We start from the raw sequence: 26491 nt of genomic DNA, 5'->3' as shown, positions 1-26491 counted from the left end.
GCGCATCGTCGTTTTCTGGAGCTGATCCTCAGACGTCGGCTTCGGCCCTGCGGCTGTCGCTGCCCGGTCGCTGGCGCTTTCTCGAGGAAGCGGCTCGGGGTCGGCTCAGGAACATGGCTCGGACCCGCGAGAGTCTCGATGGAGCGTGGCCGTTGCCGTTGCCGCCCGTGTGACCATTTCCGTTCTCTCCGGGAGCGAACACCACGCTTGATCGGAAGCGCCGCCGTCCCGAAAGGCGCCGGGACGCGAGCTGGTCGACGGCGATGATCTGGGCTCCCTTGGCGGACATCTGGCGGACGGCGAGGTCGGCCGCGCCGGGATCGCAATAGCCGCAGGCATCGGCCACAATGGACACGCTCTTGCCGCGGGCAAGGAGTCCCAGCGTGACGGCCTTCACGGCACCCTCGATCGTGTTTCCCAGAACGATAAATTCGCCTGCGTCGGCCTGGGTAAGGAGTCGGTCGGCCTTGGGATGAGTCAGAAGGTCATCGGAGTGGGTGCGGAACACGACCTGCTGATGTGTCCGCACGAGTTCCATGGGAAGGCTCAGCGTGTTGTCGTATTCCATGATGAGCCGCGACGGGAGCAGCGTAAAGGGCACTTTGCGCTGGCCGGTGGAGCCCTCCACACAGTAGGTCCAGCGTCCGCCCGGAAGGGCTTCCTTGGGCCTCAGGCTGTGCAGCGAGGAAACGACGGGAACGCCATTGCGGCGTATCCATGCGACCGAACGCCGCAGGGCGGGAATCAGCGCCTCGTGATTGAGCACGGTGTGTAAACCGCCGGGCTCAAGAAAATCGCGCTGCGTGTTAAGATCCAGAATAATGCAATCCAGCTTCCGACCGTTCCGGCGCGCGTTCATGCCTTCCCCCCGGTAGGCGTACTCCGCTCATTCGACGTTCGATCGATCTGCCGTGGACCGGAAATGCGCTGCGATGTGTCGGAAGAATTGCCTCTTTCCCCTCCGACAAGTTCGCCCGGTCTATCAGATGATCATGACCCAAACGCCATACGGCGCCAAGTCAGGACCCTCGGTTCTCCAGTCTAGCAGCCATTAGCAGCACTGGCGATAGGCTTTACTGGATTTTTCACAGGCCGGGGCGCGGAGTTCGCGGCAACAGACAAGGTCCCATATTTGGCCCCGCCTCATGCAAACGCTCAGCGTGGACGCGGAAGATTGGAGGCGTCGGCATGATGTGGCGGATGGGTAGTCTGCGCCGAGTTGGAAGGCACGCGAAGCATCTGGAGAAACGAGGGGGGCTTCGTCGATAGTAGAGCGGGTTATCGGACATACGGACACGGATAGGGCGTTGACGCAGCGTGCCATCCGGTACTTCCCTCGTCCATGCGCACGTGCCGGACACTTCTGGTCTGAGGCCGATGTGCGGTCGATGAACCTCGGGGTGCCACGTCCGGGCGGCAAAGCGGTTGCCGCCGTCACCAATCCGGCGTGGCCGACTCGGGGTGTCAAGTGGATGGCAGCAATCATGGCGCAGGCAAGTGACCAATCAACAGGCTCAAAGATCCGCGGCCTCGCCACGGCCGGCATCGTGAGCGTTCTCGTGTTCGGCGGCGGGTGCGCGTGTTTCCGGCAGCCGCAGGGAACGGCGAGCCGCCCGGCGACAAAGGCGATCCTCGCGGCGGCGAGCGCCAACCAGATCAACATGTTCGGCGAGTTGCCCTGGACGTCACCGCAAGCGCCCGGTCTTCGCGAGTCGATCTCTCTGAAGCAGCACACGTTCAGCGAAGTGGGCTCCGACTTTGATCCGGATGTCGATCCGGCGGGAACGCGCCTCGTATTCGCCTCCACGCGACACAACCGCAACTCCGACATTTACATCAAGGCCGTGGATGGGGTGGCGCTGACGCAGCTCACCAGCGATCCGGCGTCCGACGTTCAGCCGGTGTTCAGCCCGGACGGTCGCCGACTGGCATTTGCCAGCAATCGTTCCGGGAACTGGGACATCTGGGTCATGGATCTGGACGGTGGTGCGCCGATGCAGGTGACGAATTCTCCTGCGGACGAGCTTCACCCGAGCTGGTCGCCGGACGGGCAGCGTCTCGCCTATTGCGCCCTCCCCGAGACCGGCGGTACGTGGGAGCTTTGGATTTCTGATGTTCACAACGCCGCGACACGCCGCTTCGTCGGATTCGGATTGTTCCCCAAGTGGTCGCCTTCCGGGGACAAACTGCTGTTCCAGCGCGCCCGTGAACGCGGAGGGCGACTGTTCAGCGTTTGGACGATCGACCTGGTCAACGGCGAACCGCGCTACCCGACCGAGCTGGCATTCAGCGCCACGCACGCCTTGACATTGCCGACGTGGAGTCGAGACGGCCAGCAGATCGCGTTTGTCAGCGTGCCCGATCCAAACCTGGCGGGCAACGCTGCCGCCGACGATGACCGCGCCGCGACCACCGTGGTCGATGCGAACATGACCTCGGATATCTGGGTGACACGGGCGGACGGGCGCGATCAGAAATGTCTCACGGACGGTTTCGGCGGCAACTACGCTCCGGTCTTCGCACCCGACGGACGGCTGTTCTTCGTTTCTTCGCGAACAGGGCGTGATTCGATCTGGTCGCTTCTACCATTGAGCGTGTCGGCGCCGGGGATGGAGCCCGCGCGTACGACGCTGCGGCCGGCGATTCGGTACGAGGATGCGGTCCGAGGCGACGATCCCGACACCCGGCACGCTCGCACGGATGCCGGACGCAGAGGATTACCGGACGAAAATCTCGATCGGCGGACGCAAGCGGTCGCAGAAAATGGACGATGAACTCGAAGTGCGGCGCAGCGGACCCGTCTGAAAGAGCGGGTTCGCAACGGCACCGTAATAGGGGCGTCATGGAAGACGCGCGCTGCGGAAAGATCTGGAGATCGACGGGAAAGCGGGGCGGAGCCGTCTGCCTGCTTATTGCGGTGTGCCTGACAGGGTGCCGCGCGCCGCGACCCGTCGCGGAGGTCCGTGTCGCCAATCCCTGGCTGGGTCCGCTGACGATTGCCGTCGGTCCGGCGATCAATCTGAGCGGGTCGTCGGATTTCGATCCGGCGAAATTTGCGGATGTGATGGCGAGTGAACTCGCCTTTGCCGAAGGGGTTTCCGTAATACCGGTGAGTCGGGTGCTCGCCGCCCTGGCCCAGAACGGGCAAAACGGAATCACCTCGCCGGAGCAGGCGCTGGAACTGTGCGGCGTTCTTGGGGCGGACGCCATTCTCGTATTCGCGGTGACGGAATATGAACCTTACGACCCGCCACGCATCGGAATCTCCGCTCAACTGTTCGGCCGCAGGCCTGCCGAAGGTTTCCGGACGGTGGATCCGGCGACCCTGGCCCGCGAGGCCCGCGGTCAGGCGGAAGTCGGACGAGCGCAGCGAAGAGTCCTCGCGCAAATGCAGCGGGTCTTCGACGCGGGACATGGAGCAGTGTCCGAGGATATCCGGCGTTTCGCCGCGCAGCGGGGTGCTGACGGGAGTCCCTACGGCTGGCGGAAATACGTGGTGAGCCAGCAGGGGTTCATGCGTTACTGCTGTCATCGGACGATTGGGGAGTTGCTGGATCACCCTCTTTCGGGGGGACCGGCGGGAGAGAAACCTTGAAGGCTGACGCCTCGACCAACGTCGTCCGGCAGCTTGCTCTCGTAAAGGGAGAAGAGAGGTTTATCTTCCGATATCAACCGGGGCAGGAAGCGGAGGTCATCGACGCATTCGCGTCGCTGGCCTCGGATCGACGGAGTCGATTCGACTGGTTTGATGCCGCCGTGCTCAGCTATCAGATGGGTCGGCGCCTGGAGACGGAGCTCGATCAGATCGCGAAGTAGAAGGTAGTGCTGGGGTGCTGGAGCACCCTCCGGCCCGGTCAGAGACACGACCGGGGTTGACGGGTTCCATTCGCCGACCGTGCGGTTCGATCATGACAGAGAATTCCCTGGTAGACGAATTCCTGAATTACCTGAAGTTCGAGCGCCACTTCTCGCCGCATACGGCGAAGTGCTACGCGGCCGACCTCGCCCAGTTCTCCCTGTTCCTGTTGAACGGGCCGCAGGGTGCGACGCGGGCGGTCGTGGGAACGCTCGGCGGCATGCCGCCGATACGTTCCACGGTGGCCGGTGCTTCGGGTCCGGGTGGAACGCAGACGGCCGTACTGGCCGAACCCGGCGTGTTGCAGAAGCTCCGCGAAGTCGAGCCTGAGCACGTCAAAGCCTTCCTCGCGTTCCTCAGTACACAGGACTATTCCAAGTCGACGATCGCCCGAAAGCTGGCGACGTTGCGAAGCTTCTACAAGTTCTGCCTGCGACGCGGATACGTGAAGAGTCATCCGCTGGCGGCGATTCGCACGCCCAAGCAGGACAAGCGACTTCCGAAGTTTCTGGAGATCGAGGACATCACGCGGCTGCTGGCGACGCCCGATGACGGCACGCTGCTGGGAGCGCGGGATCGGGCGATGCTCGAGGTGCTGTTCTCCACGGGCGTGCGCGTCAGCGAGCTTGTCGACCTGAACTTCGCCGACGTGGACTTCTCCGGGCATACGATTCGCGTGCGCGGCAAGGGCAAGAAGCAGCGCACGACGCCCATCGGTCCGACGGCGATCGCGGCGATTCAGAAATATCTCGAGCTGCGCCGGGCCGACGCCCGCTCCGCGCGGTTTGACCAGGAAGCACTGTTCGTCAACAAACACGGACAGCGGCTGAGCACACGCAGCGTCCGCCGCAAGCTGGACAAGTACCTGGTGTCGTGCGGTCTCGATCCGGCGATCAGTCCGCATACGCTGCGACACAGCTTCGCGACACACATGCTCAACAACGGCGCGGACCTGCGCAGCGTGCAGGAACTCCTCGGTCACCAGTCGATTTCGACGACGCAGATCTACACGCACCTCACGGCGCAGCGTCTGAAGAAGGCCTACGACGACGCACATCCGCGGTCGTAGTCGAACGGAACCGGTTTCCCTCCGCAGAGCGCGGCCGGTCGGCGCAAAGTCGCCTACCGGCCGCGGTTATTTCTATTTCCCGATGCAGAATCGTGAGAATACCTGGCCGAGGAGTTCCTCGGTGGTGACCTCGCCGGTAACGGTGCCAAGTTGATGTAGCGCTTCGCGGAGCTCGAAGGCGAGGAGCTCGGCGCAGTCCACTGTTTCCTGGGCGACGTTCGCGAGTTCGACAGCGCGGGTCACGGCCGACCGCGCTTCGTCAATGGCGACCGACTGTCGCTGTGAAAGCAGGATGGTCTCGCTCACCACCGTCGCCGTCTGATCCGCGATTCGCAGGCCAAGCTGCTCGCGCAGCGCATCAATCCCTTCACCGGAAATCGCGCTGACCAGGAGCGGCTGCCCGAATCCCATCGCCGCGAATTTGCGCTCGACTTCGTGCCGAGACATCGGCGCCACCAGGTCCAACTTGCTGCCGACAAGAAGAACACGCGAACGATCGTCCCGTTGCACAGCCGCTGTGACCTCGCCGGGGACGGCGGCCGTCAGGTCCGCCAACAGAAGGATAAGGTCAACGCGCTCTGCGGCGCCGAGAGCTCTTTCCCGGGCTGCGGAAAGGATCTCGTCGACGCTCGCATCCACACCGGCGCTGTCGAGGAGGATCGCCTCGCCGCATGGAAGCGTCACCGGCGCGGAGAGCAGATCGCGCGTGGTGCCGGCCACCGCGGCGCAGATTGAACGACTTGTGCCCGTCAGGCGATTCATCAGCGTGCTCTTGCCGGCGTTGGGAGCACCCAGCAGCAGTATGGTCGGCAGATTCTCGAGCCGTTCCCGAGACACGGAACCGGTAAGCAGGTTGTCGAGAGCACTGGTGAGCTTCGTCAACCGGCGGTCGATTCCGTCCGGCGTGATGAACTCGATGGGCTCCTCTGCGAAATCGATCTCGGCCTCGACCAGGGCGAGAAGCTCGGCCAGCTCGTCGCGGGCGGCGGTGACAGACTGTGCCAGTGCCCCGTCGCGCAATCGCCGCGAGCCGCGCAACTGAGCGTCGGATTGGGCGTTGATGATGCCGGCGACGGCCTCGGCTTCGTCAAGGGAAAGCGAGCCGCTTAAGAAGGCGCGGGCGGTGAATTCTCCGGCTTCTGCCGGGCGGGCGCCGAGCGACAGGCATTCCTTCCGGATCATTTCCAGCAAGGGCGGGGAGCCTGGCGTGAGGATTTCAACCACGTCCTGCCGGGTGTAGCTTCGCGGGGCACGGAAAAGGTGCACCACCCCCGGAACAGATTCCCCGTCGCTCAGCAACAAATCGCCGCTGTATCGTCGAGCGCCGAAGCGCTGCGTGAGTGGCGCACTGTCGTTGTCGCGAAAAAGGACCGCGGCGATGGTCAGCGATTGCGGACCGGAAATGCGGATGATTCCGACCGTGGCGCGTCCCGGCGCGGAGGATACGGCGACAATCGTCTCGTCAATTCGATCGATCAACGTGTTCTCGTCTTTCTCCGGACGGCGGCGCGACCGGGCTGGCCGATGGATGGTTTCCGTCTTACGATGTTGCCCGGTTGCGGCGCGACGGGTGGGTGAGCGCCGCGACGACCGATGCCTCAATCTGTATATCGCGCGGAGTACGCATGATTCGCTACGAGTGTGATCGCTGCGGCATGTCCCTGGGGCCCAACGACGCCCACCGATTCATCGTCAAGCTCGAGATCTACGCCGCGGCCGGGCACATCGAGCTTACCGACCGCTCCACAGAGGAAGGCAGCACGCTGGAGGGCGTGCTCGAGACGCTGGCGTCGTCCGATCCCAACGATGTCGAAGACCAGACCTACCGGGCGTTTCGGTTCGACGTGTGCGACCGGTGCCGGCGCGAGGTTCTGCAGCACCCGCTCGGTTAATCGATCCGGGTCATATGTTACAGCAGCCTTGCTCCTGTTTCCTCATCCCCGAACAAGTGCAGCCGGCCGGGTGAGACTCCCAGGTCTACCCGCTCACCCGGGCGAGGCGCCTCCGCCGGTCCACGCACGACCAGCGACTGCCCAGAAGTCGATCTCACATGGAGGATGGACGCACTGCCCAGGGGTTCCACCACTTCGATGGTGCACCCGCTAATTCGCTGCTCGCCGTTCGTCAGGGCGCTCTCCGAACCGCAGATCAGTCGAAAGTCCTCCGGGCGAACTCCCGCGAGGACGTTCGGCGATCTACTCACGAGGCCAGCGTCCGGAATCGTGTCGATGGCGATTCGGAGCGAGTTGCTCTCGAAATGCGGTCGCCCGTCCACCGCCGTCAATCGGCCCGGCAGCAGGTTCATCGGCGGTGAACCGATAAAACGAGCCACGAAACGGTTGGCAGGGCGGTTATAGATTTCCATCGGCTCGGCGAATTGCTGCAACCGCCCGTTGCACATGACGGCCAGTCGGTCGCCCATTGTCATGGCTTCTTCCTGATCGTGGGTCACGTATATCGTCGTGGTTTGAAGGCGTCGCTGGAGAGTGCGGATTTCCCTGCGCATCTGGAGCCGTTGCGGTGCGTCCAGGCTGGCGAGGGGCTCGTCGAAGAGGAACATGCGCGCGTTTCGTACGATCGCGCGACCTACGGCGACGCGTTGCTGTTCGCCGCCGGAAAGTGTTCCCGGGCGGCGATGGAGGAGCTGTTCGATCCCCAGAAGGGCGGCCGCTTCCCGAACACGGCGGTCCGACTCCGCCCGCGGCGTGCGGCGCATTTTCAGCCCGAAGGCGAGGTTGCCGTAAACGGTCATGTGGGGGTACAGGGCATATCCCTGAAAGACCATGGCCACGTCGCGCTCGCGCGGAGGGATATTCCGGACGTCCCGGTCGTCGATGAAGATGGCCCCGGCGTCGGGGTCTTCGAGTCCGGCAATGAGTCGTAGCGTGGTCGTCTTGCCGCACCCCGATGGCCCTACAAAGACCACGAGCTCGCCTTCACGGGTTTGAAGGGACAGATCGACGACCGCGGGGACCGCTTCGCGTCGGCGGCGGAATGTCCGCGTCAGATTGTCCAGTCGCAGCGTGGCCATGCGCCTACCCGTTCGATCATGGCGATGAGACGGTCCCAGTGGAATGCTCAAGTCGCCGTGAGCGCTGACAGACTTGTAACGAAACGATGCCCGTTCTTCAACGTGGCGCAGCGGGCGGAGCGAACGGTTCGATTGCCGAATAGACTCGCGGCACGCGGCGCTTGCGTTGGAACCGGGAACGGGTAGGGTATCACCCGCGTCGCTCGCTTGGGGCGATTCGTTCAGCGATCACACCGGGAACGCTCTTCATGACGCCAGCAAAAAAGCAAGATAACGAGGTGGCCGTGATCGGCGCCGGTCCGGCCGGGGCGACCGCCGCACTCTGCCTGGCTCGGCTCAATCGTCGCGTGGTCATCGTGGATGCCGCCAAGTATCCCCGCAAGTACGCGATGGCGGGCTGGATCAATTCCCGCGTCGCCGGCCTGCTCTCCGAACTCGGCGTGAACACCAAGACCCTGCTGACGCGACCGTTCAAGCGCGTCACGTTCCATAACGAGGATTTCTCCAAGTCAGCCACACCGGCGATCCGGGACACGGCCGGCTACCTGATTGACCGCTGCGAATTCGGGAATCTGATGGCCAAAGCGGCTCAGGACGCCGGAGCAAGACTCGTCAGCGGCAAGAAGGTTGTCCAGGTTCGTCCGCAGGAAGACGCGGTGCAGATTGGTCTGGAGGATGGGGAGGACATCAGCGGTCGGCTTCTCGTGATGGCGGCCGGGAGAGGCTCGCCTCTGGCCCAGGCGGTGGGCGTCAGCCGCACGTCCTCGGAGCCGCCTGTGCTTACGGCGCAGATTGACGCTCCGATCAAGGGCGGCAAGGACGCCGACGAATCGCGGGTCGGCGTAGTTCTGGGACTGGAGCGTCGCGGCAGTTTTGTCATGTACTGGACTGCCGGCTCGACGCAAACGGTCAGCATGAACTGGTACGGCGATCCGAACCAGGCGGCCTCGCGCTTCGTGCAGGTCTGCCGTGTCCTGGCCGAACGCGAGTTGATCCCCGTGGATGTTTCCGGGCAGGCGGGCAAGTCCGTGTTCGCCCGTTCTCCCGCCGCGGCCGCCCTGGACATGGACACGCACGTCGGCAAACACACGCTCATGATTGGCGATGCCGGCGGATTCGTCTGCGCCATGAGCAACGAGGGCATCTACCCGGCCATGTGGTCCGCGACCATCGCCGCGGAAGTGGTCAATGCGGCGCTGGACAGCGTCCACTCCCAGGACGAGCTCATCCGTTTCAACACCGAGTGGCGGATGAAGATGGCCGACTACCTCCGCTCGCCCAACACGGACAGCCAGTTCCTCGTGCCGCTGATCTTCAGCAATCAGCCCATGGCCGATCGCATGGCCGCGGCGTTCTTCTCGGGGGAGAATATCTGAGAGGGTCCACCATGCCCGGACCACAGTTCCGCATCAGCGTTCTGTTCAGTCTGATGCTGGCGTGTTCTGCCGCTGCGCAGGAGGGCCAATTTTCCGAGCCCTCTTACCCACCCCTTTGCGAACACCTTGCGGCGCGTTACATCGGTCCGAGTTCAGCGTCGTGCCAGACCAAGCTTGTCGGCCAGGGCTTTCTCGTGGAGCGCTGCTGGCGCATCGGGTATTGGCGGGAGATCAAGCGTCGCCTGGAGACCGGGGAATTGGATGAAGAGCAGCACAAGCGTTTGCTCAACGACCAGGCTTCATTCTGTGATCTGTTGAAACGACTCGCGGCGGGACGCGGGAAAATCCCCGGCTCGACAGTTGAGACCGCTAAGTACTTATTTGACGCAGAGTGCGTCAGTAAGAATGCTGAAAGGTGGTCACCTCCACTCGATGTCGCTGATCGCGCCCGGTTCACAGAATTGGATTGCTTCCGGGTACTTGCGGCCTTGTTCGGTCGGGACCGAGAGGCACGCAGGATGCGGGAGTTCTATCAACGACCCGAGAATCGCCGGGATCCCCAAACGATGCAGCAACCCCGGGTTCCGAATTGGGATGAAATGGATGACTCGGTTTTCGATGTCTTGGTGGAACACTTCAAAGGCGCTCCGCCGGAGTCGCTGGATATCTACCTTTCTGCCGTCATCCAATTTCGCGATGAGCGGCTGCATACATTTTTCGCGGATATCTTGAAAGGAGAAACGACGCCGCGCCCGACGCTGACAAGCCAGTTCTTTGCAGCGTGCGGGTTGATATTATTGCGCGATTCCGAGGGCGTAGATTGGATGATCGCCCACACTTCGGATGGGACGGAGATTCTCGATTGCGTCGCCCGAAGGCCTTGGCTCTGCGAGGACGATCGCCTGGGAAGCGCCGCCTCGGCAGTCCTCCGACAACTGTCTGGTCCGTATGCCGCCAAGCCCTATAGCTGGCAATCGTGGTGGAACGAACGGGGACACGTCGTGCCCGAAGATGTCAACATGCTGTTCCGTTTGGATGATCGCGTTTTTGCTCATCGCAAACCGCGGGTACCAAGGACCGTCGTGCCGGAGTGTGCGTGTCAGCGCTGGGCACAACCTGATCCACAGTCAATGCCCTGAATGCACGTGATTTGCCTGCCGTTGGGTCGGGAGAGTTTTGCGCCTTTTCGGATCTATCTCCGGCGCATATCCTTCTCGCGTTCACGGAACGGATCTGTCTGTCGGAGATTCGGCTTGGCAACCCTGCCGCAGGAATTGCAGCGCCTCTACCATCGCGTAGCCGAGCAAATTGCACCACTGGGCAGCGTGGCCGTGGCTTTCAGCGCGGGGGTGGATTCCGCGCTGGTGCTGGCCGTCGCCCGGCGCGTGCTTGGCAAGGGCAATGTCGTGGCCGTAACCGGGCGCAGCGCGAGCGTGCCTTCGGATGATCTGGCCGAGGCGCCGCGTCTTGCGGCGCTGCTCGACGTGGAGCACGTTTTTCTGGACACCGATGAGTTCAACAAGTCCGACTACCTAAGCAATCCGACCAATCGCTGCTATTTCTGCAAGGATACGCTCTACACGCACCTACACCGTTTCGCAGCGGGGCGCGGAATCAGTGCGATCGTCAACGGCACGAACGCTGACGATCTCGGCGATCATCGCCCGGGGTTGCTGGCGGCAACGGAACACGACGTCCACGCCCCATTGGCGGAAGCCGGGCTCACCAAGGCCGATGTCCGGGCGCTTTCCGAGGCGCTCGATCTGCCCACCTTCGACAAGCCGGCCGCGCCCTGTCTTTCCAGCCGCGTGCCCTATGGGATCAATATCACGCCGGAAAAGCTGCGGATGATTGAGTCGGCCGAGCGGTTTCTGCGCGAGCTGGGTATCCGCGATTGCCGCGTGCGGCATCACGAAGGCATGGCGCGAATCGAGGTCAATCCGGCCCATTTTGAGCGGATTGCCGATCCGGCGGCGGCGCGGCGGATTGACGAGCACTTCCGCGGATTGGGCTATGCGTTCGTCACGCTGGATCTGCGCGGATTCCGCAGCGGGAGCTTGAACGAAGGGATCAGAGAATCCTCCGCCAGTTCACGTGGAGCCGGTTTCGAGAATGGTCAGAACGAGCGCGCGGCCGAGTCGCGCCAGGGGTCAATTCGCCTGCCGATCAGCGGGTAAAGGGTCTTCACTCTCCAGTTCCAGCGCGTGCCGCCAGAACCAGTGGGCGAAGTTGCGGTCGAACTCCCCCTTTCCGACCTCGATGACGGGAATCGGCGGGACGGTATGGGGATTGCGGATACCGTGCTCCAGTGCGGCTTCCGTCTCTCGGATCAGGCGGCGGCGCATGGCCTCGAAGGACTCGCGTCGACGTCGACGGCGGAGGATCATCGCGCGGCACCTTTCCCGGCTTGCAGGGATCGGCCGGTGGGCACATCGTGCGATTCAACTGTCGCGGGACTATCCATGTACCAGTGCATCACGACGGAGAAGGCACTGCCAATGGCGATGTACTGAATCGGCAGCACTCGGAGAAAGGGTGAGCTCGGGAGATTGGGGACGGGCGCGCCCCACCCCGATACGATCACGGACCAGAATGCCCCCGCAAGGCTCAGGAGCGTGATTCCCAGAATCGACCACATCGCCGACTGAACCGGGAACATCCGCTGCACGAAGTATATGCCCAGGCACGTCGAGGCGACCACCGTAAAACACGCCTGTCCGTGAGTGATGGATCGCGTCGTGTGCCCGCTGGAGAGGAGCAGGAATAGCACCCAACCCGCAGCCGCGAGCAGGAGGGCGTGCTTGGCTCCGACCTGTACCGGCGTGTGCGAGCGGTTGCCGGTAAGCCATGCGCCGATACCGGGAAGATCGCCCCCGGATTGCGGGCCCGTGGGCTCGGCGTGCGGCGCCCGGTGAAGCCACCGGAAAATGACGGTGGAGACGATGATGGCGATGAGCATGGTGACAAGCCAGGCGAGGAGCTCGCCGGCGAACGCCATCGACAATGCACGCTCTCCGGCGGGGGTGTCGGCCGAGCGCCCGACGAAGAATTCCGCGGCTGTTCCGCCCTTCACGGATACGAGTGAAAGCCCGAGCGCCGCGACAAACACGCCCGCGTCCGTCAGCGCGCGCCCGGCGAGCGCCGCGCCCAGTGCCGATGCGACGGCCACCAGCGCCGTCGCCTGAATCCACATCGCCGGCCAATTCGAGCGGTTGATCAGGCTTACCGCGGCGAGGGGGTCGTCGGGGACCATGGCCATCCAGCCGACCGTAAGGAACATGGCTCCGCCGATCGTCCATGCGAATAGTGTGGCGGCTTTGTCCACGATGCTGAGATGGCCATGACTGGTAACGGGCATTTCCGTATTCACACGAGCACCGGGGTAAGAATTTCGAACCGACGCAGCAATTCTTGGATAACGGCCTGTTCCCGGTCGTCGGTGGTAACAAGCGGCAGGCGCACTTCGTTCCTGATCCAGCCGACCTCAGCCATGGCGGCCTTGATCGGCACGGGGTTGGGTCCCAGCCGAGCCAGCCCTTCGGCGAGCCGGGCAATCCGTCGATGCAAGGCGCGTGCCTCGTCCAACCGGGATTCCAGTGCGGCGTCAACAAGCGCTTTCATTCTCAGTGGAATCAGGTTGCTGACAACACTGATGACGCCTACGGCTCCAAGCGCCATCAGCGGAAATGTAATTGCGTCGTCGCCGCTGAGGATCGCGATATCGCAGCGGTCGCGAATCTCGGTGACGCCGTCGACGCTGCCGGTGGCATGCTTGAGCGCGGCGATATGGGGATAGGCCCGGTGCAGGCGTATAACCACGTCCATGGGCATGTTCGTGCCCGTTCGAGCGGGGACGTTGTAAAGTACGAGCGGGATGTCGACGGCTTCGGCGATGGCGGCGTAGTGGCGATACAGGCCTTCGGGGCTCGGTCGATTGTAGTACGGCGTGACCAGCAAGGCGGCGTCGATACCCAGATCGATCGCCTCACGCGTCCGGCGGATCGACTCCCGCGTGCAATTCGTGCCGGTCCCGGCCATGACCGGGCGGCGTCCGCCGGAGGCTTCGACCGCAAGGGATACTAATTCACGGTGTTCGTCGGGCGAAAGTGTGGGCGATTCCCCGGTCGTCCCGCAGACCACGAGCCAGTCGGTTCCAGCTTCGATCTGCCGCTCGATGAGTTCTGCAAAAGCGGGCCTGTCGATGTCGCCGTTTCGAAACGGCGTGACCATGGCGGTCATCGAGCCGCGTAATTCGGATCCTTGGTCGAGTGATGTCATGATTGCGTCACCTCCATGTGTCGTTGACCGTCATCGCGGGGCCGGGGCGTGGCGGATCAACAGCTCCTTCATCTCCCGTACCGCCTCGCGCATGCCGACGAATACCGCCCGCGAAACGATGGAATGCCCGATGTTGAATTCCCCGAACCCCGGAATCCCGGCGACGGCGGCGATGTTGCGGTAGGTCAGCCCGTGTCCGCCGTGAACCTCCAGGCCTCGCCGTTGACCCACCGATATGCCGTGGCGAAGCTGCGCAAGCGCCTGTTCACGTTGGTGGGTGGTCTTGGCGTGGGCCCACGCTCCCGTCCAGAGTTCGACCGCGTCGAAGCCGATCTCGGCCGAGGCTTCGATCTGATCTTCGATCGGTTCGATGAACGCGCTGACTACGATCCCCTCGCCGCGCAGGCGCTCGACCGCCGGTCGCACCCGGGCCCGGTGGCGGATCACGTCCAGCCCACCCTCGGTGGTGAGCTCCTCGCGGCGCTCGGGCACGAGCGTGCACTGGTCGGGCTTCAATTCGGCGGCGATGTCCACGACCTCGTCAGCGACGGCCATTTCCATGTTGAGCTTGACCGCGACGGTTTGTTTCAGGATGCGGGCGTCGCGATCCTGGATGTGGCGGCGGTCCTCGCGGAGGTGGAAGGTGATGCCGTCGGCCCCGCCGAGTTCCGCCTCGACAGCGGCCCAGACGGGGTCGGGTTCGTCCGTCCGCCGGGCCTGACGGACGGTGGCCACGTGGTCGATGTTCACGCCGAGTAGGGGCATAAGGGAATCCTTGAGCTTACCAATCGAGGGTGCATTATAAACTCGAAGGGCTTGTGGTAAAATCGGCCGAGGGCGACCTGTGAAGATTGCTCTTCCAGCACTTCTGCGTTGAGGACGCCATCATGTCCGCCGTCGATGAGTCCGCGACCGATTCGAGCATCACCCGTGAGGCCGAGCCGTCCGGCACGCAAGATGTGCCGCGCGCCGGGGCCGCGGAAGAGGAGTCGCCGTACACGCCGATGTTTGACGTGCGCTGGCGGCGGGGGGTGGAGAACCGTGCTACGAATTCGCGGCTCGCTCGATTGTTCCCCTGGTTGGAACTGGTCCTATTGGTTTGCTTCTTGGCTGTTTCCTGGGCCTCCTTCGGATCCAAGCTGTTTTCCCGTCCCGAACTGCTCGTCTTCGTTCTCATCTTCATCGCATACGTTGTCTTCGTTGCGCCGCGCCAGGCCCGCTGGGGAGCGAACGTCAAGAAGCTCGTGCCCATGCAGAAAGGGCTCGTCTGCCCCGTTTGCGTTGTTCCGCTGGAAACGACCGGTGTAGGTGCGCGGTGTCCGAAATGTGAGGTCGAGTACGCACCTCGACAGGCGGAGATGTTCTGGGAAGCCTACGGGCTGGATTCCACGCGGGCGACCGCGCTGTTCTATGACCTTCCCATCGGCCGCCGGAGTCCGATCTGGGCCCGGCTGATAATTGGGATTCCTGCGGCAATCGGGGGCAAATCGAATCGGCACGTCACTGGCCTTGTGATCCTCTTGAGCGGGTCGTTCGCCGTCGCGATGACCCTTCCCCTGTTGTTCACAAGTATACCCTTCTTTTTTCCATTCATAGCAGTTCTCACAGTGCTTTCTGCCGTTCTATTCATGGTCGGCCGCGGGTTTCGGGTTGGCGACGAACTGCATTGTCTGAAATGTGATTACCAGATGGCCCCGCAAGGGCGGCCTTCACCCCGCTGCCCGGAATGTGGAGCCGACTGGACGAAGCGAATTCACGTGGCGCGTGGGCGACAGGTGCGGCGTCCCATGCTCATGGTTGCGGGGATCGTCATCTGGGTGTCTATGTTTGGCGCGATGTTCTTCGGCATGTCGGGGGCACTTTTCAGGAGTATGCCAACTTCGGCGCTCTTGTGGATTGTCACGGGCTCCCCGTACGAGCATTTCGCCCTCTGGGACGAGGTTGAGGCTCGGACGCTGACTACCGAGCAAACCACGATGCTGGCCAAGCGGCTGCTGGATACCCGCCTGAGAACGGGAGAACTGGATAGGCAGGCTGAGCGATGGCTCAGCGGCATGGTGACGGCCTCGGCGATTCCGAAGGATCTGATCGGACGCTATTACAACGAGGCGTGCGAGATGACGCTGGAGATCGTCTCGCGGGACAGGGGACGACTGGTGCTCTGGCCCCTTGTGGATTCCCGCGCCGGCAGTTTCGCTGCCACGTCAGAGCTCTACTTGGTGGTTGAGGGGTTGTATGTGAATGGCAAAGCCGTTTCGCCGCCGGAAACCGAAGCGACCCGCGTCGCCTGGTTCTGCACCAAACCGAGTATTGAGAATGGCGATGGTAAACACATCGTGTGCCCGCAGTTCACCGTGGAGAACACCGAGGAATCGCCGTTGCACATCGAACTGGCCTATTGGCTCCTGGAAGCGCCGACTTGGCTGGTGACGCCTGTCAGTTGGACGGATGACCTTACGCCGGTGGGCGGGCAGACCCTTACACACGTGCAGCGCTTCGTGGCAAGGCTGACCGAGCCACCGCAGAACGAGCAGGACTGAGCCGGGTTATTTCGCCGTCCCGCCACCCAAAGGCACTGCTCGAGAACAGCGGCCCACGGGCGGATGGCTCAGCGCATTTCCGGTGACGGCAATATCGGCGGTTTGTCGAACTCGCCCTCGATCTTGTGCAGGTCGAGTTCGTCGAAGATCACGGCCGGGCTGACGATGCTCGTGGTCACGCCGGCGACGCTGTTGTAGACCTCGCGCTGCGAACCGGCCGCGAGCAGCCGCTTCAGCGAGCGCGTCTGCACCGGCTGGAACTCCATGCCGCGCACAAGCTGCTCGCTGCCGTCGTCGACGTTAACCTTGTAGACGTACATGGGGTTGCCGAGTCGCCGGCCCCCGCCGCGCTGCGTCGTGGCGACGCGCAGGCCGAAGTCGAGGCCCTCCTCGGCAGCGGCGGTGCGGAGCTCGTCGCGGAGCGCTTCGGGCGCCAGCCCGTCGGTGTCCTCGATGAACAGGCATCCGATGCGTGCCTCGGGATCACCAAACCCGGGGGTTCGGCCGTGTCCGTTCGTCCCTTTGACCTTCCGCGTGGGCGACCGGCTGGCGAGCATGTTGCGGAACATCCCCTTCTCGACGACGCTCACGTGCTCGGCGGGGACGGCTTCATCGTCGAATTCGTAATGCCCGGCCAGGAGCGTCCCGTCGAATTCCTTCTGCGTGGGATCATCGTAAACGTTGAACGATCGCGGCAGAATCCGCAGGCCGAGCTTGCGTTCCATGGCCTGCGAGGCGCTGCTGCGACGCGTGCCCAGGGGTGAAGGACGAGCGCAGATCTCGTCCGCCAGGAGCGACTCGAACGCTTTGGCCGCAGCCATCGGCTCGAAGAGTACCGGTCCGCTGTATTGCTCGAGGACGGGGGCATCGGCCAGTGCCACAAGATTGGCACACATCTCGTCGATGTCTTTGAGCATCTCGTCGACCGAAGGAAGCTGGTCGAACCGCTCGCCGATGTAATTGAGGCTGTCGGCAAGGCCCATGCCGTCGTCGGCCTGCACCGAGGCGACGATTTCGATGATCACGCCGGTGTCGCCCGTGCGGAGCCGGGTGCCTTCGGAATTGACGACGTACTCGTTCACCGCGCCGGCAAAGAACCGGACACCCGAGTTCTGGATTTTCGGGTGTTTGAGGAACCGTCCGGAGAGTGTCCGCACATTGGCTTGCCATGTCTCGGGGTCAAACTCGATGCGGGCCGTCGGGTCCTGATGCTGCACCGGTTCGGCGGGCGTGAAATCGTCGGGTCGGTCCTCGGCCGTCTTGTCGCGGAGGAACGCGAGCTTGCGCGAGAGAATCTCCACCGCCTGCTTGTAGTCGAGGTCGGTCATCGACCACAGCGTGTGGCGGATCGCTTCGTAGTCGTCATCCAGCGGGAGATTATTCCGCTGTCCGCCGCCGCCGACGTTGGTGTTGTCGAGCGTGAAGCTGCCCACGCGGACGCGGCTCGTGGCGGAGCGGGAGCGCTCGCGGTTCTCGGACACGATGGCCCCGTATTCGGCGCGAAGCGTCAGGCCCGCGCGGTCCTCGGCCGTGTACTGGAGGAAGTACGGGCGGGGCAGATCGCCGAGGGAGAGGTGCTCCATGGAGCGGGACATTTCGTCCGCCATGGCCTTCATGAGCACCTGGCTGTCGGGAAGTGCGGGAAGCGGGTCCGTCAGGGACTCGGATCGGGCCGGGGAGGCGACGGCAAGCATCAACAAGAGTGCCGAAGCTGCAGCCTTAAACGCGATGGCAGGCTGCTTTGCGGCGCGGAACTGGGTGGCATTTTCTCGCTCAAGTCTCACGAACATGCGTCAGGCTCCGAATTCAAGAGGGGCGGTATGGCCCGCTGCGGATAAAGGACTTTCGCTAAACCGACTGGCAGGTACGCTCGCACCGAGTCGTACCGACGACCCGCGCTCATTGCGTCTGCGCCGCCGTTCGCGTCTGCGGCGATTCCTCCAGCGGAGGAGGCAGGATCGGGGGACGCGACTGGCTCCGCATCCGTTTTTCAATCTCGATCGTGGAAACGAGGATACTTGGTGATACGGCCGACACCGGGACCCATCCGGATTCCGCGCCGCACGAGCCATTGAATACGGCCGGGTCATCGCCCGTAGCGACGATTTTCTCAAAGCTGGTGAGCGGCGTGCCGACCACATCCGCGCCGCGGATCAATTCGTCGGGCCGGCCGTCGGTGTATACGCGGAAAACGACGATCGGCAGAACCTTGTACGACTGCGGCCCCCAGCGGTTGGTCGTGGTGAATCCCCCGGAGATGTCCTCGAAGAGAAGCCCGTAGGGGCGGCCCTGTTGCTTGCACTCCTCGATGAGCATGGCCCGCAACTGATCGAACGGCACTTCCTTCGACGATTCGACGATGAGGTTGGCCTGCCGCGACACGGGAGCGTAGCCCGTCTGCCGCCGGCCGTGACCGTTGGAATGCGGGAAGCCCTCCAGCGGCGTCCGCGACATGAGGAAGCCCTTGAGTACACCGTGGTCAACGAGCACGGCTCGCTGGGCCTTCACGCCTTCGTCATCGAAGAGGTAATACCCGCGCAGGTCTTCGCCGGCCAATCGTTCCACTGTGGGATCATCGAATACGCTGATGAACGTCGGCAGAATCTGCTCGTCGACTTTGCGCGTGAACGTCTGTCCCTCGGTCACGTCCTTCTGACGATGACCTTCGATGCGGTGGCCGAAGATCTCGTGGAAGAAGACGGCGCTGGCTCGATTGCGGAGGATCGCCGGACCGATGTACGGCTCCGCCAGCGGCGCCTCACGGAGGGCGAGCACCTGGCGGATTACGTCGCGAAACGCGCTTTCGATCTCGGCGTCGCCGGGCAGGCCCTCCGGCGTGGATGAGTTGAACGTGAAGGTCTGGTCGAGGTCCATGCCGTCCTCGGCCTTGGTGCTCGCGGTCAGCGTAATGCGGTAGCGAAGTTGGTTGGTTTGAAGACGACTTCCCTCGCTGCTGACGAAATAGCGGTTTCCAGCGTAGGTGCCGACGGTAATCGACGAGTCGTAAATTAGCGGGAAGTCGCGGGCGATGGCGCTGACCGTCCGAACCCGCTTGGCCCATTCATCCCGATCGAAGTTCAGGCTCACTGGCTCCTCGAAGTGGACCTGCGGTTCTTCGCGGCTGAAGTCGTTGGACTGGTCCTCCTCCTCGACCTTGACCTTGAGGTTGGTCTGGATATTGACCAGGCGCTTGACTGCCCGCTTGAACTCCTCGTCAGTGTTGTACCAGAGGGCGTGGCGGATGGACTCCGGGGCGTCATCCAGAGCGAGCTGGACGTTGCCGCCGCCTGTCCAGTGCGACGGACCGCCTTCGCGGAGCTGGCGGGTATTGTCCAGCGCGTAGTCGCCCACGCGAAGATCAATATTGAGATTGCGCGAGCGGTCCATCTGGTTTCGCGTGATCGCGCCCAAGGTCCCGGAGACGATCCCCGTCTCCTCGTCGTACACCGCATAAGCGAGGTAGTACGGTCGGGTGCCGTCCTCGCCCACGAGGTTCTTCATGGAGTACTCGAGCTCGTCGCTCAGGTACTTCATCAAAGGAAGGGTCTTGATGTTTTGGGAGGTTTGGGCCGGTGGCGTGGCCTCGGCAGGCACGGCCGCGGCGGTAAGAATCGAAACGAGCAGGAGCCCGGCAAACAGACAGCGGCTGAGGTTGGTCATTACGCAAGCACCTTATCTTTGGGTGTCATCCGGCACGATCGCTGGTCGAAACGGCCTTCGAGGGAGATTATGTCGGCCAGGGTCCCATAAATCCAATCTGCGAGCGGGACTCGGTTGTGCAATCCTGCATGTCGCAGTCGGGTCCTCCGCGACGCGGGCCCCGGGGCAGTTTGTTGTTTTCAGCATTGCCTGGGGTGGGTGTGGCCGGTTCCGCAGCGCTGGGCGGCTCGGGCGATCGGGTTGGCATGCGCTTCTCATCATGGGAGATTCGCCCCGGCAGCGGCGTCGATGCGGCAGGCTGGCGTCAATAGAGAAAGGGCACCCGAGCTCGCCGAAAACCCGGATGCCCTCGATAAGGCCGCGCACCCTTTCGGGCGGAGACTCGCGACCTCATCGGGTCTATCGGACAACGCCGGACGGGGGTTGAAAACGGGCGCGGACAGCTCCCCGGTGGTTCATCCTCGAATCTGCAAGCCCCACCTGATATTGTTCGCCCTGCTGGGAAATGGGTCGGGACCTAAAGGAGCAGCAACGATGATGGCAGAACCGCAAAAGGAACATCAGTGGCTTCGGAAGCTCGTGGGCCAGTGGTCATTCGAGGGCGAGTGCGTCATGGGGCCGGACCAGTCGCCCATGAAATCGACCGGCACGGACACGGTCCGTTCGTTGGGCGGGCTGTGGGTCCTGTGCGAGGGGCATGGCGAAATGCCCGGCTGCGGACCCTGCACGTCGATCATGACGCTGGGCTACGATCCGCAGAAGAAGTGCTACGTGGGCACGTTTATCGCTTCCATGATGACGCACCTGTGGATCTACGAGCGCGGGGAGATGGACGCGGCCGGTAAGATGCTGACCCTGCCCGTCGAAGGCCCGAGCATGGCCGATCCCGCGGTCATGGCCAAATACAAGGACGTGATTGAATTCCAGGACGACAACCACCGGACGCTTTCGTCGCATCTGCTGGGCGAGGACGGGAAGTGGGTCCAGTTCATGAAGGCGAGCTATCGGCGGGTGGGGTAGCGGTTGGGTGGCATGGCCAAGCCCGCCGAAGGCGGGCGCTGCCATGCGAACTACGTTTCGCGGTGTTATTTCGATTCACGCTGGTCTTGGGCGAGGAACCTGGTTCCACGGGCACATGCGCCCGACGTTATTTTCTCACTATTCCATGTTGACCGCGAGCATGGCGGCGCTTGGTCCGGCTTCGCCGGATCAGCTTGGCCATGCCACCCGCCGGCGGTGGTCGAGCCGTTGTCTGAGCAGAATTGTTGACACGTATGCCCGAAATCCGTCTACAATGCCCGGCATGGCGGGTGACCCGAAAACGTCGGGATTCGCGTTCTGGTGCACGCGGCTGTCCGCTATACTCACGTTGCTTGTTGTTGGGCAGTATGTGATTGACTGGCGACTGCTTGCCCCGACAGTGAGGAATTTGCTGACTCCGTTCTTATCCGATTCGTTGTTCTATGCGGAGAGCATTTCGTTCGCGGGGGCAGTGGTCGTTTCCTACTTTGCGGTTCGCTCGACAATTCGGCGCGCGACGCTCGCAGCAATAGCGTTCGTCGCGCTGGCGTCACTTTTCGCGGTCTTGCATCCCGTACCCATAGGTGGCGGCTTGGGCAAACATGGGGTAGGTCTTGAGTCAATGCCTGACGAGTTTTGGACCGCCCTTTCGGAGCGCATGCCGGGCATTGCGAAGCCGTCGCAGCGGCCGGCGTTCATATACGTAAAATATAGCCACTCGGAGCGAGGGTTCGGGTGGCCGAGTTCTTGGGCAATCAGAGAGCGGCCAAATCCGACAGAATGGTATTTCGGTTTTGAAAAAAGCGACTTATCGTCGCGCGCAACCCCAGTGCCCAAGATTCCCGTCGACCCGCATGATCTTCCTGCGCCTCTGGATTCGTTCGTTCAGCGATACCAGGCAAAGACCTCTCAGCCACAAGTCTGGAAGAAATGGCAACCAGGAAGCGCATTACTAAACGTCGCACTCGTGCTGGCCATGTGTATTCACCCGCTAGTGCTCATTCCTGCCTTGTCGCGCTTGGCGCTTAGGAAACGACTATTTCCTCTCGGTCACTGCCCCTGCGGCTACGACCTCCGCGGCCTGCCCGAGCCGCGCTGCCCCGAGTGCGGCCGCCCGTTTGAGCCGGGGGAGATGTCTGTCGAGTCCACGTGATGCGTGCCGCCAGCAATTATCTCAAGGCCGGGCTCGCATCGATCGTTGGGATTGAAGTCTGCGCTGCGCTGCTCAGCCTATGTCCTGCCTGGGCGTTCGGCAATCTCGCAGAATCAATTGTCGCGGGAGCATCCGCTGTAATCGGTGCCTACCTCGCGCTCACGATCATCTTCGTCGGTTGGTCGAAATCAACGGCGCGCTATCGCACAGTTTGCATTCTCGTGTCCCTCCTGCTCGGGACAGTCGGTGTGCTCATCCCTTGGAAGGTGTGGCGGCACAACGTCTCAATCGTCGTGATTGACAACATTCCCGTTGCGAAGGGGCGTATCCGTGAATTGCTTGAGCTTGCAGGGATATCAGAACAGTTCGCCTCCGACGAGATCATCAACGTCGGAATCCGCCGCCCGGTGCGATCCATCGAATTCGGGTTGCCCACGCGCGCCATGGTCCTTTGGACGACGTACGATTGGAAGCTCCTCGTTTTGACCGGCAATCGTCAAGACCGATCCACGTTCGTCAGCCATTCCTTTAATGCGCCGTCGATGCCGGCTTTCGTGGAGCGATACGCGCACGAAGGCAGCAGGGGCCCAGCCCGCCACGAGATCACTGTGTACTGGTGCAACGTCGGCTCTGTCGCCCTGATTTGGTCTACCGGTACAACGCTCGTTCTGTTCGGTGGCGTGGCGATGCTTGATTGGGCGCGCATCCGCCGACGTCGCCGCCTCGGCCTCTGCGTCAAATGCGGCTACGACCTCCGCGGACTGCCCGAGCCCCGCTGCCCGGAGTGCGGCCGGAAGTTCGATCCGACGGAGGCGGAGGCGATCCCGCCGCCGACAGACTGATCAGCGGAGGTCATCCGAAGCCGCGGCGGTCAGGAAGCATGGCGGCGCATGATCCGGCTTTGCCGGGTCAGCTTGGCCCTGCCACGCCGCACTGCTCAAGAGCAGTGGCACACGGCCCGTTTCACCCTAGCGCCAACCCCGTGTATATTCCGTGGTTTCACGGTCCGAGCGGCCGAACCACAAGATCGGTCCGTCCGGCGGCCCCTGCGACCGTACGCGTAATAGCCGAGGCATGCCAACCGCGTTTCTTGCGATTCGCGAACCGCATGCCCTGCGGTTCAAGGTCATGTCCACGAGGCGTGGATATGGCACACAAGAAAGTAGTGCATCAGGGGATGCACCCTACGAAGAATGGTCTGCACGGCGGACCCTTCGAGATTGATTGCGTCAGTATTGCGCCGCCTGCGGCGCCGGAGAGGACATCGATGCCGTTCGACAAGGTGGACCCCAAGGTCGATTTCCCCGCCCAGGAGCGGGACATCCTCGCCTTCTGGCAGGAGACGCGGGCCTTCGACAAGCTCCGCGAGCTCAATCGCGGCAAACCCCGCTGGTCATTCCTCGACGGGCCCATCACCGCCAACAACCCCATGGGCGTCCATCACGCCTGGGGCCGGACCTACAAGGACATCTACAACCGCTACCACGCCTCCCTCGGCCGGGAGCTCCGCTACCAGAACGGATTCGACTGCCAGGGCCTCTGGGTCGAAGTCGAGGTGGAAAAGGAGCACGGCTTCGCCAGCAAAAAGGACATCGAGACGTACGGCATCGATCGATTCGTGGAGGAGTGCAAGGCAAGGGCGCGGAAATTCGCGGGCATCCAGACGCAGCAGTCCATCCGTCTGGGATATTGGATGGACTGGGACAACTCGTACTACACGATGTCCGACGGCAACAACTACGCCATCTGGGCGTTCCTCAAGAAATGCCACGAGAAGGGCCTGATTTACAAGGGCGTGGACGTGATGCCCTGGTGCCCGCGCTGCGGAACGGGTCTGAGCCAGATGGAGATGAACGAGGGCTACCGCGAAGTCCCGCACACCTCCGTCTTCATCCGCTTTCCCATCCACGATCGCCCCGGCGAATACCTGCTGGTCTGGACGACCACACCGTGGACGCTGACCTCCAACGTCGCCGCCGCGGTTCATCCGGAGATGACCTACGTCAAGGTCAAGCAGGGCGATGCGACCTACTACATCGGCAAGGGCAACTTCGAGAACGCCCGGGCGCACCCCGTCGAGAAGGTGGCCAAGAATGTTCCCGCGCTGCATGCGCTCCAGGCCATGTTCAAGAGTCGGGGCCCGTTTGAAGTGGTGGGGGAGTTGCAGGGGCAATCACTGGTCGGCCTGACCTACACCGGCCCGTTCGACATGCTCGACGGCGCGGCCGAGGCAATTCCCGGCCATCGCGTTATTCCGTGGGACATGGTTACGGCCTCCGAGGGTACGGGCATCGTGCACATCGCACCCGGTTGCGGAAGCGAAGACTACCACCTCGGCCGGGAATTGGGACTGCCGCAGGTCGCACCGCTGTTCGAGGACGGCACGTTCCGCCCCGAGTTCGGTTTTCTTGCCGGCAAGCGCTTTGACCGCGTGGCCGACGAAATCGTGGAGGACTTGAAGAAACGCGAGGTGCTCTTCGCCAAGGAGCAGTATTACCACCGCTATCCGCACTGCTGGCGCTGCAAGGACGAGCTGGTCTACCGCCTGGTCGACGAGTGGTTCATCAATATGAACTGGCGGGAGCAGATCATGAGGAGCGCCCGCCAGGCGAAGTGGATCCCCGAGTGGGGCGTGGAGCGGGAGATCGACTGGCTCCGCAATATGGGCGACTGGATGATCTCCAAGAAGCGTTACTGGGGACTCGCCCTGCCCATCTGGGAGTGTCACAATTGCGGGCGGTTCGAGGTCATCGGCGGGCGCGAGGAGCTCAAGGCCCGAGCGGTGAGCGGATGGGAATCGTTCGAGGGGAACTCGCCGCACCGGCCGTGGGTGGATGCGGTGAAGATCCGCTGCGCCCAGTGCGGCGACGAGAACGTGTCGCGCATCAAGGACGTGGGCAACCCCTGGCTGGACGCGAGCATCGTGCCGTTTTCCACCATGGGTTACTTCGAGGACCACGACTATTGGAAGAAGTGGTTCCCGGCCGACTTCATCGTCGAGTCCCTGCCCGGGCAGTTCCGCAACTGGTTCTACGCTTTGTTGGCCATCAGCACAATGATGGAGGATTGCTCGCCGTTTCGCGTGCTTAAGGGGCACGGTCTGGTCATGGACGACGAAGGCAAGCCCATGCACAAGTCCGCGGGCAACGCCATCGAATTCAACGAGGCGGCCGACGCTATCGGCGTGGATGTCATGCGCTGGCTCTACGCCTCGACCTCGCCGGAACGGAACGTCCTCTTCGGTCCGAAGCATTGCGACGAGGTCCGCCGCGAGGTGATTCTGCCGTGGTGGAACGTGTACGCCTTCTTCTGCAACCTCGCCCGCGTGGACGACTATCAGCCGAGTGTTCACACCGCAACCGACGAGGAGCGGTCGCTGCTGGATCGCTGGATTCTCTCCGACCTGAACCGTCTCATTGGCGTCGCGCACCAGGGCTACGCCGAATTCGACGTGCTGAAGGTATGCAATGAGTCGCAGCGCTTCATGGAGCAGCTCAGCACATGGTACGTGCGTCGCTCGCGCCGCCGCTTCTACGCGGACGGGTGGCCCGCCGACAAGCGCGCCGCCTACGCCACGCTCTACGAAGTCCTCACCACGTTCAACCGTGTGATTGCTCCCATCGTGCCGTTCCTCGGCGAGGTTATCTATCGCAACCTGATCGCGAATCAGACTGAGGGCGCGGCCGAGAGTATCCACCACACGCCGTTCCCGCAGGCCGATGGGGGGCGGATCGACGAGACGCTGTCTGCCCGTGTGGCGGCGTCGATTCGGCTGGTGTCGCTGGCTCGCTCGGCGCGGAAGGATTCGAACCTCAAGATTCGCCAGCCGCTGGCGGAGCTGATCATCGTTCCCGGCGACGACAACGAGCGCCAGGCGGCGACGATGTTCGAGGAGCACTTTCTGGAAGAGCTTAATGTCAAGAAGGTGACACTGCGGGACAGCGCCGAGGGGCTGGTCACGGTGTCGGTCGTGCCGAATATGAAGACCGTGGGACCCAAGTTCGGCCGGCACGCCTCCGAGGCTAAGGACGCCATTGCGGCGCTGGAAGGCGCAGCCGCGGAAAATGCGGTGCGCACGAGTACACCAATCTGTATCGTCCTTGACGGCAATGCCGTTCCGCTCGCGTCGGAAGACTTCACGATCCGAAAGTCCTACGGCGACGACTGGGCCGGGGCGAGCGACGGCGCGACGACCGTGCTCATCGACCGCCGCGTGACGACCGAGCTTCGCTACGAGGGCATCGCCCGCGACGTGATCCGCAACGTGCAGAACCTGCGCAAGGACAGCGGCCTGGACATCGCCGACCGCATACAGTTGAGCATCGTCACCGAGTCGCCCGAGATCCGCGCCGCGATCGACGCCTGTGGCGATTACATAGCCCGCGAAACGCTGGCGGTGGAATTGACCCAAACGCGCGAAGCGTTTCCCAATCCGCTGGGGCAGACAAATGTGAAGATCGACGAAGGGGAGTTGGAGATTGTGTTGTCGCGCGCCTGACCTGCGTAGG

General features: G+C 63.0%; 21 protein-coding genes. 12 read left to right on the top strand and 9 right to left on the bottom strand.

Annotation, left to right across the window (positions count from 1 at the left end):
- Nucleotides 1-28 precede the first annotated feature (28 nt).
- Entirely contained in the window at nucleotides 29-859 is an 831-nt protein-coding gene (locus J5J06_03770) for an isochorismatase family protein (GenBank protein MCO6436186.1), read from the bottom strand.
- Nucleotides 860-1484: 625 nt separating this feature from the next.
- Here J5J06_03770 and J5J06_03765 point away from each other — a divergent pair.
- The 4 genes from J5J06_03765 to J5J06_03750 all read left to right on the top strand — a co-directional run bounded on the left by J5J06_03765 (nucleotide 1485) and on the right by J5J06_03750 (nucleotide 4925).
- A complete protein-coding gene (locus J5J06_03765; GenBank protein MCO6436185.1) occupies nucleotides 1485-2774 on the top strand; it encodes a PD40 domain-containing protein in 1290 nt (429 codons plus the stop codon).
- A 68-nt stretch (nucleotides 2775-2842) separates the two neighbouring features.
- Nucleotides 2843-3595, top strand: a complete 753-nt coding sequence (locus J5J06_03760) for a hypothetical protein (protein ID MCO6436184.1) — start codon at nucleotides 2843-2845, stop codon at nucleotides 3593-3595.
- Nucleotides 3592-3816 carry a hypothetical protein gene (locus J5J06_03755; protein MCO6436183.1) on the top strand — a complete coding sequence of 75 codons (225 nt, stop codon included), beginning with the start codon at nucleotides 3592-3594 and terminating at the stop codon, nucleotides 3814-3816. Before J5J06_03760 ends, J5J06_03755 begins: the two co-directional genes overlap by 4 nt.
- 92 nt (nucleotides 3817-3908) lie before the next feature.
- Nucleotides 3909-4925 carry a tyrosine recombinase XerC gene (locus J5J06_03750; protein ID MCO6436182.1) on the top strand — a complete coding sequence of 339 codons (1017 nt, stop codon included), beginning with the start codon at nucleotides 3909-3911 and terminating at the stop codon, nucleotides 4923-4925.
- Nucleotides 4926-4997: 72 nt separating this feature from the next.
- Here the strand turns inward: J5J06_03750 and J5J06_03745 are convergent, their stop codons facing one another.
- Nucleotides 4998-6404, bottom strand: coding sequence for a tRNA modification GTPase (locus J5J06_03745; protein MCO6436181.1), 1407 nt, complete (start codon nucleotides 6402-6404; stop codon nucleotides 4998-5000).
- Nucleotides 6405-6550: 146 nt separating this feature from the next.
- Here J5J06_03745 and J5J06_03740 point away from each other — a divergent pair, with 146 nt between their 5' ends.
- Complete coding sequence (locus tag J5J06_03740) at nucleotides 6551-6817, top strand: hypothetical protein (GenBank protein MCO6436180.1); 267 nt, start codon at nucleotides 6551-6553, stop codon at nucleotides 6815-6817.
- 17 nt (nucleotides 6818-6834) lie between these two features.
- On the opposite strand, the gene J5J06_03735 is transcribed toward J5J06_03740, so the two are convergent.
- Nucleotides 6835-7956, bottom strand: coding sequence for an ABC transporter ATP-binding protein (locus J5J06_03735; GenBank protein ID MCO6436179.1), 1122 nt, complete (start codon nucleotides 7954-7956; stop codon nucleotides 6835-6837).
- A 248-nt stretch (nucleotides 7957-8204) separates the two neighbouring features.
- Here J5J06_03735 and J5J06_03730 point away from each other — a divergent pair, with 248 nt between their 5' ends.
- The 3 genes from J5J06_03730 to larE are packed head-to-tail and all read left to right on the top strand — an operon-like array spanning nucleotide 8205 to nucleotide 11509.
- Nucleotides 8205-9332 carry an FAD-dependent monooxygenase gene (locus J5J06_03730; protein MCO6436178.1) on the top strand — a complete coding sequence of 376 codons (1128 nt, stop codon included), beginning with the start codon at nucleotides 8205-8207 and terminating at the stop codon, nucleotides 9330-9332.
- A gap of 11 nt (nucleotides 9333-9343) precedes the next feature.
- The gene (locus J5J06_03725; protein MCO6436177.1) at nucleotides 9344-10471 is read left to right on the top strand and encodes a hypothetical protein; all 1128 of its coding nucleotides are present in this window, start codon (nucleotides 9344-9346) and stop codon (nucleotides 10469-10471) included.
- Nucleotides 10472-11509 (top strand): ATP-dependent sacrificial sulfur transferase LarE, encoded by a 1038-nt coding sequence (gene larE, locus J5J06_03720; protein ID MCO6436176.1) that lies wholly within the window; start codon nucleotides 10472-10474, stop codon nucleotides 11507-11509. It begins immediately after the preceding gene.
- Here the strand turns inward: larE and J5J06_03715 are convergent.
- The 4 genes from J5J06_03715 to J5J06_03700 are packed head-to-tail and all read right to left on the bottom strand — an operon-like array spanning nucleotide 11483 to nucleotide 14375.
- The gene (locus J5J06_03715; GenBank protein ID MCO6436175.1) at nucleotides 11483-11719 is read right to left on the bottom strand and encodes a hypothetical protein; all 237 of its coding nucleotides are present in this window, start codon (nucleotides 11717-11719) and stop codon (nucleotides 11483-11485) included. The two genes, larE and J5J06_03715, sit on opposite strands and share 27 nt — an antisense overlap.
- Entirely contained in the window at nucleotides 11716-12690 is a 975-nt protein-coding gene (locus J5J06_03710; GenBank protein MCO6436174.1) for a hypothetical protein, read from the bottom strand. Before J5J06_03710 ends, J5J06_03715 begins: the two co-directional genes overlap by 4 nt.
- An 8-nt stretch (nucleotides 12691-12698) precedes the next feature.
- Nucleotides 12699-13610 (bottom strand): 4-hydroxy-tetrahydrodipicolinate synthase, encoded by a 912-nt coding sequence (locus J5J06_03705; protein ID MCO6436173.1) that lies wholly within the window; start codon nucleotides 13608-13610, stop codon nucleotides 12699-12701.
- Between the two features lie 30 nt (nucleotides 13611-13640).
- Nucleotides 13641-14375, bottom strand: coding sequence for a pyridoxine 5'-phosphate synthase (locus J5J06_03700; GenBank protein ID MCO6436172.1), 735 nt, complete (start codon nucleotides 14373-14375; stop codon nucleotides 13641-13643).
- Between the two features lie 122 nt (nucleotides 14376-14497).
- Between J5J06_03700 and J5J06_03695 the strand changes: the two genes are divergently transcribed.
- The gene (locus J5J06_03695) at nucleotides 14498-16150 is read left to right on the top strand and encodes a hypothetical protein (protein MCO6436171.1); all 1653 of its coding nucleotides are present in this window, start codon (nucleotides 14498-14500) and stop codon (nucleotides 16148-16150) included.
- 68 nt (nucleotides 16151-16218) lie between these two features.
- On the opposite strand, the gene J5J06_03690 is transcribed toward J5J06_03695, so the two are convergent.
- Together J5J06_03690 and J5J06_03685 are read right to left on the bottom strand one after the other, a co-directional pair.
- Nucleotides 16219-17940 carry a hypothetical protein gene (locus J5J06_03690; protein MCO6436170.1) on the bottom strand — a complete coding sequence of 574 codons (1722 nt, stop codon included), beginning with the start codon at nucleotides 17938-17940 and terminating at the stop codon, nucleotides 16219-16221.
- A 109-nt stretch (nucleotides 17941-18049) separates the two neighbouring features.
- Nucleotides 18050-19810, bottom strand: coding sequence for a peptidase U62 (locus tag J5J06_03685; protein MCO6436169.1), 1761 nt, complete (start codon nucleotides 19808-19810; stop codon nucleotides 18050-18052).
- A gap of 534 nt (nucleotides 19811-20344) precedes the next feature.
- Between J5J06_03685 and J5J06_03680 the strand changes: the two genes are divergently transcribed.
- The 3 genes from J5J06_03680 (at nucleotide 20345) to J5J06_03670 (ending at nucleotide 26481) form a co-directional block, all read left to right on the top strand.
- Nucleotides 20345-20830 carry a DUF1579 domain-containing protein gene (locus J5J06_03680; GenBank protein ID MCO6436168.1) on the top strand — a complete coding sequence of 162 codons (486 nt, stop codon included), beginning with the start codon at nucleotides 20345-20347 and terminating at the stop codon, nucleotides 20828-20830.
- Between the two features lie 1152 nt (nucleotides 20831-21982).
- The gene (locus J5J06_03675; GenBank protein MCO6436167.1) at nucleotides 21983-22825 is read left to right on the top strand and encodes a hypothetical protein; all 843 of its coding nucleotides are present in this window, start codon (nucleotides 21983-21985) and stop codon (nucleotides 22823-22825) included.
- Nucleotides 22826-23130: 305 nt separating this feature from the next.
- Complete coding sequence (locus J5J06_03670) at nucleotides 23131-26481, top strand: isoleucine--tRNA ligase (GenBank protein MCO6436166.1); 3351 nt, start codon at nucleotides 23131-23133, stop codon at nucleotides 26479-26481.
- The last annotated feature ends 10 nt before the right edge of the window (nucleotides 26482-26491 follow it).

This window comes from Phycisphaerae bacterium (assembly GCA_024102815.1).
Classification (GTDB): Bacteria; Planctomycetota; Phycisphaerae; order UBA1845; family UBA1845; genus JAGFJJ01.
The sequence above is the reverse complement of the archived record's forward strand: the minus strand, read 5'-3'. Positions and strand labels throughout refer to the sequence as shown.